Source organism: Nitrospirota bacterium, from assembly GCA_016195565.1.
Lineage (GTDB): Bacteria > Nitrospirota > Thermodesulfovibrionia > Thermodesulfovibrionales > UBA1546 > UBA1546.
This window is the reverse complement of the sequence record JACPZK010000004.1, coordinates 120,662-133,071: the sequence shown is the minus strand read 5'-3', so window position 1 is coordinate 133,071 and position 12,410 is coordinate 120,662. Positions and strand designations below refer to the sequence as shown.

Sequence of the window (12,410 nt, the reverse complement as noted above, 5' to 3'; positions counted from 1 at the left end):
AAAAGGTGTCTGCCGCTCTTCCATATATTCAGGACATATTCTTTCTGCTCGTCTGTGATGCTGCCTGCCAGTCCTTCAGTCAAAACCTCTGAAAAGCCTATAACTGAATTCAACGGCGTCCTCAGTTCATGCGACATATTCAAAAGGAATTCACTCTTTGCCTTATTTGCACCCTCTGCTTGAAGTTTTGCGTCTTCAAGTTCCGCAAGAGTGTGCTCGAGTTTTCGGGCTTGTTGGAGCGACACCTGCTCATGCACCCGAAGCAATTCCTCTACTCCGACAATATGTGTCTTGAGCACTTCAGTTTCAAAGTTCGTGTTCTCGCCTCTCATCGTAACCATCCCTTGATAGCGTTGGTTTGTGTCATGCGAAGATCGGTCCAGTCATAAAAGGCAGCACGGCCATCTTTACATTTAAGGTTAGTGTCTTAAACAGCTCAGTGGTCTCCTGCGAGATATGAACCTTCGAGAATATGATGATCACGAACAGGTCGCCCGAAGGCAGCATGCCACCAAACCCCAGCACTGACTTGATTCCGAATGGAATTACGAATTCCTCTTGAGCCGGGACAAAGGGACTTCCAACCGCCTCAGATACGTAGAACACATTATAAGTCTTCTGCTCGAGTTCCACCAGCAGAGCCGGGTCCGGCTTTACCACATGGCTGATCTCTAACCCGAACTGTTGGATGAGTCGTAAAATCATCGGAATCCGCGTGACTGTCTGCTCACTATACAAGGGGATAGCCTTGTGTCCGACGGAATTTTTCCTTGAGTTCCACGCCGGTCTTTTACCAGCAGTCGCCAACAGCGTCAGGCATTTAATCTCAGGCAATTCAGGATGGCCGCCCAGCAGTGCACGGGCAAATTCTTGGAGTTCTTCGTCAAGTTCTCCATAAGGGTGCGTTTTGTACAAACGGACCAAAGCGCACTCCTTCTCGCCGGTTTGCTGGTCAATGAGATGGTCATAGAGGTAGTGAACAATCCGGTTAGCCACTTCCTCCATGCTTTGTGCACCCACACTTAGCTGACGCAGGGCGGTACCACACTCAATCATATGGCTCATTTTGAAGTTAGCTAAGTCATACATGTTAGTTACCCCATTCTTTTCGCCTGAAACTTCCTTGTTAACATTCACCTCTGCCATAAACAAACCTATTATTTGGCAATATTGATTATATGTTAATTGAATTAAATCACACTTTTTAGAGGATGTCAAATTCCGCTTCCTCCGTATCTGTGGGAAGCACTCTTTAAAATCACGCCTTCCATGTGATGAGTAAAGATATACGTTGCGGTGATATAAGCAGCAATAAAGGCAAGCATTATACGGCCCATGACATAATTTAAAAAACGGGCACAACTATGAGATAAATCATAACCGGGGCGATTATAATGGGTTAGAATGTTATTAACATGAATCCTACAGTAACAGAAAACGGAACGGTAATCAGGTTAGATGGGGATAATGCGCTAATCACGCTTGAAGGCGGCAGGGCATGTAAGGGCTGTGGTGCGGCGAAGACGGGCATGCGCAAACCCAAAGAGCGTTAAATAAAAAATGAGCGTTAAGGAATATTTTATAAAAATGGCTGGAGGTGCGAAGGGACCACCTGCTGTAGGATTACCAGAGGTTATCTGGTCATGGCTTGGCTCTGCGATTGGCATTGGCATCTGCGGTTACCTTTCTTCAAAATATTTTGAGCCGAGAGATCTCACTCTGATAATAGGTTCTTTTGGCGCATCCGCAGTGCTTGTCTATGGCGCAATAAAAAGCCCGCTGGCACAGCCGAGAAATCTTGTGGGCGGGCATGTAATATCAGGACTTATCGGTGTCGCATCATATCAGTTATTCGGTGAAATGATATGGCTTGCTGCTGCAATTGGAGTATCTATTGCTATTGTTGCGATGCTTGTAACAAAGACTCTTCACCCTCCCGGCGGAGCTACGGCATTAATTGCCGTTATTGGAGGCGAAAAGATACACAACCTTGGATTTCTTTATGCCTTTGTCCCTGCCGGAGCAGGAGCAGTCGTACTTCTGATTGTTGCGCTTATTGTAAATAACCTTTCAAGAAACAGAAAATATCCTGAATATTGGCTTTAGTGACCACTATACCTTGACTGCTTTAAAAATATTTATTGCCTATTCAACCGGCGTAACAACAGCCATAACCACAAGTTTTTCGCCTTTGTCTGCCTCAAAGCCGTGAGGCACCATCGGGTCACAGAGTATGTATGTTTTTTCATCTGCCTCAATGCGTTCATCTCCGACGATAAATGTTCCTTTGCCCTGAACACAGTACATGAGAAGCCTTAATGGCGCCTTATGCGGTTCAAGTTTCTGCCCTTCGTTTAAACACATCAAGGCAATGCGCATCTCAGGCTTGTCAGAAAGCATCTCTCTTGAAATCCTGTCAGGCTGAAATTTAATTAACTTCTTCAGGTCTAATGTTTCCATATATCCCTCCTTCATAACGCTTTAATTTTAACACCTTCCCGCCCTTTCTGTAAGGGATAAGATGGTATCTCGGTCAGGTTCTTAGAATTTTCCATGGGCGAAGTGCATTTTTCGCCAAAGCTATAATGAAAAAGCCCTTTGCCATTGCCGAGTTCTTTATTGCATGCAGCTATGCAGGCGCCGCAATTCACGCACGAGATATCCCTTTTATTTTTCCTTGGAATAACATTCATAAAACATGCCTTCTCGCATTCTTTACAGTCAGTGCAATCTCTACTCCTTGCAACATCCATTTTAAGTCTCAGGGAAAGAGGGCTTATCCATCCAAAAAGCATCTGCATAAGGCCTGCAGCGCAGACGAATTTGCAGAGCGTATGCCTGACAAATATTGAAGTAATCAGCATGTATATGGAAACCCCGATAATGCCTGCCTTTACCCCTAATGTAAAATCCCAGTTTATTATCTGGCTCCAAATGGTTTTCGGAGCTACAAAATACCCTGTGAGCGCTATGCCTCCAATAAGCGGAATTATCACTGCGCTTGCAAATGCTAAAGCTCGGTAAATCAGCTTATTGGTTTTGCATGTGTCAGGGTCATTCGGCTTCTTAGTATAAAGACTTCTTCTTCCTGTAAGCTTTAAGGTCAGATAATCAGACAGCTCAAAGAGTGTCCCTTCGGGGCAGAGCCATCCACAGAATAACCTGCCTGTGAGATAGCCGAGTAAAGGAAATATCGCGAGAATAAAAAGCCACGGGAGTATTGCCTTCAGGAAAAACTGAATGGCTATATGAAATGCTCCGGAAGCTGACGGGTCGGCATAAAAACCCTCTTTTAGTCCGAGGCTCCAGGACTGACCGAACACTATGAGTTCTTTTGTTGCAGTGTCGTATCTGAGGATGTCCAGAACCGGCATGAGAAAGATGAGCAGTATAAATGACACCTGAGTAATTCTTCTGTATATTGTCAGCTTCATGGTTTATTAATAACACATAAAGGTGAGAGCGCACTATGATATAAGTCATAATTATGATTTTACCACCATCTCCAGAGGGCGATTATGAAAATAATTAGAAATATAAATACATGATAAAGAAACAGTGATGGAGAAAATCAGGAGAAAATTTTTCATACGGATATGATAGACGAATACGAGGGCGGTTTCAACCGCCCTCGTATTTTTAAGCTATGCCTTTGCCGTAGCAGGCTCTTTCCCAAGCTTGAAGTAATCCACTACAAATATCCCCACGCCGATGAGAAAGCCGACACCGAATATCGCCCTAAATATCCAGAACCAGAGATTGTATATACTCTTGACAGCCACATAATCAAGCCCCATGAGTCTTTCCATATAGACTTGTACCATCCCCGCGCCTGTTATCGTAAGAACGATTAATACCATCGAGATTGTCATCCACCAGAATGACTGAAAGGCCCTTGATGGATTAAATTCCTTAACACCCCTGATTGCAGGAAGTGTTACATATATCATTGCCATGACAAGAAGGACGTATGCGCCGTAGAATGCAAGATGTCCATGCGCTGCCGTTATCTGTGTGCCATGAGTCCATTTGTTTACCTGCGGCAGTGTGTGTATTACACCCCATAGCCCTGCGCCTACAAAGTTGAATATCGCATGAGCTACTGTATAATAAAGCCCTGCCTTATTGGTTACGTTTCTTGTTTCTCTCGTTGTCCTGAATGCGTCCCATACCATCACAAGCAATGGAATCGGCTCAAGCGAGCTGAATATACCGCCGACCCAGAGCCAGTAAGACGGCGTGCCAATCCAGTAATAGTGATGGCCTATGCCGAGAATTCCTGTAAACATAACAAGGCCCACTTCAACATACATCCATTTCTCAACTACCTCTCTCTTTGCTCCGACAAGCTTCATCAACATAAAAGCGAGCAGTGCGCCTGCGATTATTTCCCATGCGCCCTCAACCCAGAGATGCACAACCCACCACCACCAGAACTGGTCTTTTACCATGCTCTTTGTGTACATCATGCCGGGAAGATACATCAGGGCGAGGAAAACAAGGCCGCCGAGGAGAACACCCTGAATGCCTGTCCACTTCTTTGTCTTGAGCACGGTCATAAAACAGTTCAGGAGGAACAAGAGAATTGATATGACAATCAGGATGTCTGCCCAGCGCGGGGCCTCAATATATTCCCTTCCCTCATTTAAAAGCCTTGTGCCGAATACAAGGGTGTTTGCCTGTGGATTTATTCCCATAATAATGTAGCCGAGAACCACTGATGTTATTGCTACAACCGTTGCCCAAAACTGGAATTTTGCAAGGGGAAGGCTCCATAACTCACTCTCCGATTCTTCAGAAACAACATAATAGGTTGCGCCCATGAACCCCACAAGCAACCACACCACAAGGGCGTTGATATGGAGAGTCCTTATTATGTTGAAGTTCAGGATGAAAAAGTCGGGCCGGATGAACTGAACGGCAGCTATTATGCCGACCACTACCTGTACCAGGAACAGAAGCACGGCAAATGTATAGAAATTCTGAGCTAATTTTTGGCTTTCATATTTTATGCTCATTTAGTCACCTCCTGCTTAAGCGTAAGCATGTAATCGGTTAAGTCATTAAGCTCTTTTTCTTTCAGATTCCCAAAAGCAGGCATTGCAGAGTTGGGCACATATGCTGACGGGTTTTTGAAATGGCCTATGAGCCAGGCCCTGTCTCTTTTAGCTCCGACATTAGTAAGTTCAGGTGCCGTTGTACCTCCGATTCCGTTTATCATGTGACAGTTGGAACAGATTGACGACCGATAAATTTTTTGTCCTTCTGTAAGCTCTTTTCCTCCAACACCTGCTGCTGTGGCAAGAATTGGTTTTGGAGGCCAGCCGTTGGTGTCGACTTTTGAAGTCCATTCGAGGAACGCTAACAGTTTGTCAGCCTCTTCAGAGCTTATTCCAAGTTTAGGCATTGATGTCTTTGGATTGACAGCCTTTGGATCCATCAGAAACTTTTTAAGATACTCCTTTGGTTTCTTCTCAGCGACCTTTGTCATGTCGGGCGCAAAATAAGAACCGTTTCCAAAAATGGTATGACATCCGATGCAGTCATATTTGTGCCATGCCATTTTCCCAGCATTCACATCTTCTGTTATCTCAGGTGCCCTCTTGTCAAGTTTCCCCATAGTGTCAACTGTGAGGGCAACAAAGATAACAAAGAAGAAGAGACTGCCGTAGATGAAAAGATTTTTTGCAGCCTTATTGTTCATAAACACCTCCTTCAAGATTTCCGGTGATAATCCGGTTGTTGTTTTGGATAATTTTAAGGTTAAACCGTGTTTTACTTCTATGATTTAAATCATAATACAATTTTTTAAAAATGCAAGGGTTGATTTGATGCATTGCTTCGGTAAAAGGAATTAAAACTTTAACTGGATGCGGGTTCAGATAAAGCAGAAGGGTCATAAACAGACCCTTCTGCTTGAATCTTTTTATTACTTTGCTGCTGTTTTTGCAGTCATTGCATCAGTAAGGATTTTGATGCCTTTCAGTGACTCATCAACTGATTTTGTCAGAGATTCCCTTGCCATTTCAGGATTGTGGAAACCGTCAGAATTTTCGGCAGTCCAGTACTCCCAGAGGATATGAGCCCGTAGATGCTGATTCTGAGCCTTGTTGATAACGTCTTCAGCAAGTCCAGCCTTCTTGCCCTCAACAATCTTGTCTATGAGCGCAGAGAGCCAGAACTCGGCTTTTCTCATCTTACCCTTAATATGCGCCTTTATCGAGTCAATGGAATATTTTGCCTGCTCTTCTGTCCATTTGGAATGGCATTTCAGGCATGTCTCTTTCAACTGAACTCTCGGTGTAACTGCAAAGTGGGATGTGTATGTTTTCCCGGTCTTTTTGTCCTTAACCTTTGGTGTGTGGCAGCTGTCGCATCCCGCGCCAGCCTTTGCATGCTTTGAATTATAGAATGTCTCTGATTCGGGATGCTGCGCCTTCCAGAGGAGGCCGCCGGTCAGTGTGTGTTTGAAGTCAAGGAAGCTGACCTTATTTACATAATGGTCATAAAGGTCGAATACGTCCTTATACGGGAAGTGGTTTGTCCTTCTGTCAGCCATTGTGATAGTGTATTTTGAGGTGTCGGAATTTTTGGGATCATACCCCGGGTTACAGTTATATTCCACATGGCACTGCCCGCACTGAAGCCTTGTGTCATACTTATCAAGCAGCGCTATTTTCCTCGTATAACCCCTTAATCCCATTTCAATGACCTTGATGCCGGTCCTCTTTGGATCCTTGTGCCAGAGGGTATCTCCGTCAGGTCTTGTCAGTGCATCGATAAGACCATCTCGGACTATTCTTGGTTTTGCAGCATGCGGGTCGTGACATTGGAAACAGTTAAGGCCATGTTGAATAGACTTTGCAACCTCAACAACATTGGATGTCCTTGACCATTTTGCGCCTTTATCCGGGTCGCCCATATAGGCCCAATCAAGGATGTTGTCTTGTGATTTGCACTGAAGACAAACTGGATTTGCAGCGGCAGCGCTCTGAGGAATAAATGCCTTATGCTCATTGGTTTGCGGATATTTGTCCATAAGGACATCCCAGGCCTTGCCCTTATCAAATATGTACTGCCAGCCGTTTTTCCCCTGGAACCTTCCTCCGTATGCCCTGTCAACAATAAGATGGTCTATGAGCATCCAGTTGTGGCTTCTTGTGAGGTTGTGCTCCTTTGTGAAGCCGTGCCCCATCATAAGTTTGTCCCAGAACGGGTTAGGCGCCCTGTTTGTTAGCTGTGATTTCTCATCTCTTGCAGGCCTGTAATAGGCAGTTTTCATAAAACTGTCATATTGCTCCTTGTGGCACTGTCCGCAAGCCTCCCATGATGTGTTGGTTGAAGGCCTTGTCTCAGGTCCGGGTGCTTTTTGATGTTTGTCAAGACCGCTATGGCAGTTCGTGCAATTAACCTTTGCATGTTTGCCCATTGTATGAAGCTCTTTTATCGGTGAATGGCAGCTATAGCAGGTCTCAACCTTAACTGCTTTTTCTGCAGGCATTGCTTTCTTGGCAGTTGTCCCTGCATACGGTTTTGCCTTTTCCGCATCTGCACTTGAGTAATGGATTCCGATTAACATGGAAATTGCAAGCGCTGCCATAAATGCTATAAGAAATCTCTTTTTCATTTAATCCCTCCTTTTTAAGATTTAAAGAGTTGTTAATACATGTCCTGCTGCTTTGCCGCTTTTTGTTATGCTTCTCACCCCCTTATAAGTGAAGCATAGCAGAGTTGGAATGGAAGTCAAATAACGATTCGAGCTATTGTGCTATTCTGATATTGTGATAATGAGAACATATTGTGCTTAGGATAAGTGAACTTATTTTTCAAGGGTATGATTTAAATCATATTTTTAGGTTTTCGGATTTTTCTTTTTGGAGTACCGAGGCAGAGGAACTCTGTCCGTATGCAAAGGAGTTTGGCATTTTAAAAGGATTCTGTTTAGATATGAACGCCATTTAAAATGCCATAGAAAATAATCTGTCAGACGGTTAATATTGCTTTATCTTAATGCGCTCCGTGTATCAGAACCGGCAGGCATCTCACACATACAAACTTTTCTTTTCCTTCGTGGATGCACTTAAGATAGACAACTCCCTTGTCTGTTTTTTCGCATACAAAACATTTTGTTTCCATTTTATTCCTCCAAAGCGTTTAGTTCTTCAATAATCTTGTTAGGGTCAACATTGTGCATCATTGCCCCAAATGAAAGAGACTCTACCTTCATGCCCTGACATGTGAAGCAGCCGTTGCCGAAGTATTTTTCTATAACATTTGATGCGGCAGGGCTGTGCATTACTATATCTCCTATTATGGTGTCTTTTGTGAATTTTGTCTTTGTTGCTATCATCTCTGCCTCCTTTACATTCAAGTTTTTGCCTGTTCTTGCTTTCAGTTTAACAATAAACTGAAGAGAAGTTTATGATATGTGTCATATTCCCCTCTCGGAAAGCACATCACCCTTAACTCCTATGATAGTCTCAGCAAACGGTATATCCTTCCCGGACTTGTTTATTGCTTCCCTTAGTATCGCCGTCATTCCTCCGCAGCACGGAACCTCCATCCTCAGACATGAAACGCTTTTAATGGGGATATTGCTGAATATCTCGGTGAACTTTTCAATATAGGCTTGCGCATTATCCAGCTTGGGACAGCCTATCAGGAGCTTCCTGTCCTTCAGGAATCTTTCATGGAAATTCTGTAGGGCAAAGGCTGTGCAGTCAGCAGCTACAAGCAGGTCTGCATTATTAAGGAACGGGATGACCGTTCCCATAAGCTTAATCTGTATGGGCCAGTGCGAAAGCCTGTAGTCCTTTTTACCTTCGGTCTCCTTTGCCAACTCTCCAATAGAAGAGCATGACGGGCATCCTTCAATTATATTTGCTTTCATTTCAACCTCCATTTTTAAAGTTCTTGATTTTAGATTACACTGATTTAGGTAAGAGTTCTATGATATATGTCATATAAAGCTAATTGCTAAGAGCTGCCGTTTTATGACATTTATCATAGCAATCGTATATGTAATGATATAATTTATGTATAAATAAAACACAGGAGGGCTTTATGGACAGATTTGTTAAAAACTTTATCTTGATGAGCATTGTGTATCTCACAATCGCCGCAGTGCTTGGGATATTCATGTTCGGCAATCCGTCTTTGATGCAATTTAAGTTTGTGCACTCTCATCTTATGCTGCTTGGATGGGTTTCGATGATGATTTTTGGGGTTGGTTACCACATACTCCCTAAATTTGCAGGCAGATTTTTGAAGAGCAAGACTATAGGAGAGGTTCAGTTCTGGCTTGCGAATATTGGTCTTGTGGGAATGCTGTTGTTCTATACTCTCGGTATTTATAATCAGACAGATTCTTACAGAGGCATTACCGCTGCTTTCGGAGTGGTTGAGGCAGTCTCAATTTTTATGTTTTTCTATAACATGATTGCAACACTCTATTCAAAGGCGGCAGAGTAAAGGGCTAACTGCAAAGAGATTTAAGCTTGGTTAAGTCTTTTATAAATATCTTTCCGCTTTTTTCTGAGACAATGCCGAGTTTTTTGAATTTGCTCATTGTCCTTATGGATGTCTCTACAGTGGTTCCGACCATCTCGGCAATATCCTGTTTTGTAAGTTTCATGTCGATAGTAATGCTGCCATCAGTTTTGCTGCCTGCTTTATCAGCAAGCTTTATGAGCAAAGAGGCTATTCGTGATTCAACTTTTTCAACAGCAATGTTTTTCAACGCCTCATGGGAGCCTTTGATTCTGTCGCCTATATTCATCGCCATACAATACATAAGGTTGGGGAATCTGTCGAGTATGCGCATTAAGTTGCTGCGTGATATTTTTAGAAGCTCCGCATCATCCATCGCAACGGCATTTGCGGGGTAGGGGAAGCCTCTCATTACGGCAACTCCGCCAAAAAAATCCATCGGAGAAATGATTTCAAGTATGATTTCTCTTCCACTCTGTGAGAGCTTGGTAATCTTGACCTTGCCTTTAATTACGACATAAAGCCAGTCGGACGAATCTCCCTCGGAAAATATAACCTCTTTTTTCTTGAATTTGGCGGGGATGAGGTAAGGTTTTGCTTCCTCCATGTCGGAAGCGTTTAACGTGCTGAATATCGGAATTTTTTTAAAGTCAATCATTGTCTTAAGGAGGTCGTTTCTTTTAACGGTTGAAGTTTTTATCGGACGGAAGATTGAGTGTTATGACCTTGCCATTTTCTCCGGGCGCTCCTATGTCCTTTCCGTCAAATATCAGTTTGATTCCGCCGGCATTTCCGATTTTCAGAAAAAAGCCGTTCTTTGCCGAAAGCTTTGCCGACTCGCCTTTGTTTAGAAGGAGTTCTTTTGACTCAGTATTGTCAATAGTTACAAGAATCCATGTTTTGTCTGAAGCGAGAATCTCAAGGCTGTGTTCTTTCGCTGTTTTTTCTCCTTGTGGATTTGCCGCAGCTTCTGTTTTTGCTTTTTCAGTATTTTCTTTTTCTTGCACTGGGCTGACGCTCTGCAGCGCGGGCGGTGTTGGCGCTGTTTTTTCAGGCAGAGGCGTTTTGGGTTCTTCAGGAGCAAAAACAAATAAGGATAAAGCAATTAATAAAGCTGCAACTGCCACTGCTGACAGCGTGATTGCAGTCGCGGAGTATCTTTTATCGGTTTTCTCTTCTTTAATGGTATTTTCAGCAGAAGTAATAGGGTCAGGTTGTTTTTCTATTACAGGAGGCGATATCTTTTCTATATAAGCCTTTATAACAGCTTCAGGGTCTGTTTTAAGAAATTTGGCATACTCTCTGATGTAGCCTTTTGTATAAACCTCTACGGGAAGTTTTTCAAAGGTTCCCTCTTCAATTGCCTTTAGATAATCGGATCTTATTTTCAGGGTCTTGGCAATTTCCTTGAGGTTATACCCCAATTCTTCACGCTTCTTTTTCAGGATTTCTCCGGGCACCTTTTCCTCTCTGGAAAAGATAACATAATTAACATAGGAAATGGTAGGGAAAACTTTTTGTTCTAAGACTGGAACTACTTAAGAGGCGGCAGGCTTTGAGTTGGCGTCATTGTAAACCAGATATGCTATCATAGTTGACAATGAGAAAAGTTGTTGTAACAGGCATCGGCGCAGTCACTTCTCTGGGTAATTCATTCCATGAATCGTGGACGTCTGTTAAAAAAGGATTATCGGGCATAGCTCCTCTAACAAGATTTGATGTTCCCCCGATGAAGTGGAAAATGTCAGGAGAATTAAAAGGCTTTGATGCAGGACTGTATCTGTCTCAAAAAGAGATGACCCATCTTGATCCCTTTGTTCAGTATGCGGTTGCTGCCTCTTTTATGGCGGCAGAAGATGCAGGACTGCTCCAGCCATCAGAAAAAAATAAAGTTTCGTCACTCGTCACTCGTCACTCGTCACTCGCTTCAGGCGGTGTGATTATCGGCTCAAGCAGAGGCGGGATTACCACAATTGAAAGGGAATTGGAAAAAATATACGCATCACGTACCACGCATCACGCATCACGCCTTTCCCCTTATCTCATGCCTTCAACAAGCGTGAATGCCGCAGCGTCTTATGTGGCTCAGAAGCTCGGGATAAAAGGGCACTGTCTTGGCGTATCGAATGCCTGCTCATCAGGCGCAAATGCAATAGGCGAGGCGTACAGATTGATAAAGTCAGGATACGATGGCCCTGTTTTTGCCGGAGGCACAGAGGCTCCGATATGCAGGCTGTGCGTAGAAGGGTATGGCGTGTCAGGCGCATTATCAAAAAGAAACGACGCCTCAGCAAGCAGGCCGTTTGATAAAACGAGAGACGGTTTTGTTCTTGCAGAAGGCGCATCTGTTCTTGTCCTTGAAGATTATGAGTCTGCCTTAAAAAGAGGGGCGAAGATTTATGGCGCGATTATAGGATACGGAAATACCACGGATGCATTCCATCAGACAAGGCCCGGCGCAGAGGGAGAGGCAAGGGCGATAAGGATTGCGATGGAAGAAGGGGGGTTATTGCACGTAGATGTGGATTATATCAATGCGCACGGCACATCAACGCCTCTCGGTGATAAGGCAGAAACAGAGGCTATAAAACTTGCCTTTGGCAAAAGGGCTTATGAAATTCCGATAAGCGCTGTAAAGTCAATGACAGGGCACATGCTTGCGGCATCAGGCGCATTTGAGGCGGCTGTTACATTAATGAGTCTTTATGAGGGCATAATTCCCGCTACTATAAACCTTAAGACAAAAGACCCTGAGTGTGATTTGAACTATGTCACTGAAACCAGAAAGGCTGAGATTAAAACCGCAGTTTCAAATTCATTCGGATTCGGCGGCGTGAATGCGGTGCTGGCGTTTAAGAAGGTTTGAGTTAGAACGTCTGAAATCAGCAGCACGGTTTTACCGTGTCAGCTGGAGTGAGTTG

The 12,410-nt window shown here is 43.8% G+C and carries 15 protein-coding genes; 4 read left to right on the top strand and 11 right to left on the bottom strand.

What is annotated here, in order from left to right; all coding sequences use genetic code 11:
- Both HY035_01465 and HY035_01460 read right to left on the bottom strand, forming a co-directional pair.
- Nucleotides 1–341 (bottom strand): histidine kinase (locus HY035_01465; protein ID MBI3377058.1); only part of this gene is annotated, 341 nt, incomplete at its 3' end.
- A 22-nt stretch (nt 342–363) separates the two neighbouring features.
- Nucleotides 364–1,089, bottom strand: a complete 726-nt coding sequence (locus HY035_01460) for a hypothetical protein (protein ID MBI3377057.1) — start codon at nt 1,087–1,089, stop codon at nt 364–366.
- 326 nt (nt 1,090–1,415) lie between these two features.
- On the opposite strand from HY035_01460, the gene HY035_01455 reads away from it, so the two are divergent.
- Nucleotides 1,416–1,553 carry a hypothetical protein gene (locus HY035_01455; protein ID MBI3377056.1) on the top strand — a complete coding sequence of 46 codons (138 nt, stop codon included), beginning with the start codon at nt 1,416–1,418 and terminating at the stop codon, nt 1,551–1,553.
- 7 nt (nt 1,554–1,560) lie between these two features.
- Nucleotides 1,561–2,106, top strand: a complete 546-nt coding sequence (locus HY035_01450; GenBank protein ID MBI3377055.1) for an HPP family protein — start codon at nt 1,561–1,563, stop codon at nt 2,104–2,106.
- A 39-nt stretch (nt 2,107–2,145) separates the two neighbouring features.
- Here HY035_01450 and HY035_01445 read toward each other — a convergent pair whose 3' ends face one another.
- The 7 genes from HY035_01445 to HY035_01415 all read right to left on the bottom strand — a co-directional run bounded on the left by HY035_01445 (nt 2,146) and on the right by HY035_01415 (nt 8,890).
- Nucleotides 2,146–2,460, bottom strand: coding sequence for a cupin domain-containing protein (locus HY035_01445; GenBank protein ID MBI3377054.1), 315 nt, complete (start codon nt 2,458–2,460; stop codon nt 2,146–2,148).
- An 11-nt stretch (nt 2,461–2,471) separates the two neighbouring features.
- Entirely contained in the window at nt 2,472–3,434 is a 963-nt protein-coding gene (locus HY035_01440; GenBank protein ID MBI3377053.1) for a 4Fe-4S binding protein, read from the bottom strand.
- 210 nt (nt 3,435–3,644) lie between these two features.
- Entirely contained in the window at nt 3,645–5,018 is a 1,374-nt protein-coding gene (locus HY035_01435; protein MBI3377052.1) for a cbb3-type cytochrome c oxidase subunit I, read from the bottom strand.
- Nucleotides 5,015–5,704: a c-type cytochrome gene (locus HY035_01430; protein ID MBI3377051.1), complete on the bottom strand. Its 690-nt coding sequence runs from the start codon at nt 5,702–5,704 to the stop codon at nt 5,015–5,017. The genes HY035_01435 and HY035_01430 overlap by 4 nt, the downstream gene beginning before the upstream one ends.
- Before the next feature lie 225 nt (nt 5,705–5,929).
- Nucleotides 5,930–7,627 (bottom strand): ammonia-forming cytochrome c nitrite reductase subunit c552, encoded by a 1,698-nt coding sequence (locus tag HY035_01425; GenBank protein ID MBI3377050.1) that lies wholly within the window; start codon nt 7,625–7,627, stop codon nt 5,930–5,932.
- Between the two features lie 510 nt (nt 7,628–8,137).
- Nucleotides 8,138–8,350: a DUF1858 domain-containing protein gene (locus HY035_01420; protein ID MBI3377049.1), complete on the bottom strand. Its 213-nt coding sequence runs from the start codon at nt 8,348–8,350 to the stop codon at nt 8,138–8,140.
- An 81-nt stretch (nt 8,351–8,431) separates the two neighbouring features.
- A complete protein-coding gene (locus HY035_01415) occupies nt 8,432–8,890 on the bottom strand; it encodes a hypothetical protein (protein MBI3377048.1) in 459 nt (152 codons plus the stop codon).
- Between the two features lie 173 nt (nt 8,891–9,063).
- On the opposite strand from HY035_01415, the gene HY035_01410 reads away from it, so the two are divergent.
- Nucleotides 9,064–9,471: a cbb3-type cytochrome c oxidase subunit I gene (locus tag HY035_01410; protein MBI3377047.1), complete on the top strand. Its 408-nt coding sequence runs from the start codon at nt 9,064–9,066 to the stop codon at nt 9,469–9,471.
- 4 nt (nt 9,472–9,475) lie between these two features.
- Here the strand turns inward: HY035_01410 and HY035_01405 are convergent, their stop codons facing one another.
- Entirely contained in the window at nt 9,476–10,147 is a 672-nt protein-coding gene (locus HY035_01405; protein ID MBI3377046.1) for a Crp/Fnr family transcriptional regulator, read from the bottom strand.
- A 22-nt stretch (nt 10,148–10,169) separates the two neighbouring features.
- The gene (locus HY035_01400; protein ID MBI3377045.1) at nt 10,170–10,949 is read right to left on the bottom strand and encodes a helix-turn-helix domain-containing protein; all 780 of its coding nucleotides are present in this window, start codon (nt 10,947–10,949) and stop codon (nt 10,170–10,172) included.
- Between the two features lie 134 nt (nt 10,950–11,083).
- Here HY035_01400 and HY035_01395 point away from each other — a divergent pair, with 134 nt between their 5' ends.
- Nucleotides 11,084–12,355, top strand: a complete 1,272-nt coding sequence (locus tag HY035_01395) for a beta-ketoacyl-ACP synthase II (protein MBI3377044.1) — start codon at nt 11,084–11,086, stop codon at nt 12,353–12,355.
- The last annotated feature ends 55 nt before the right edge of the window (nt 12,356–12,410 follow it).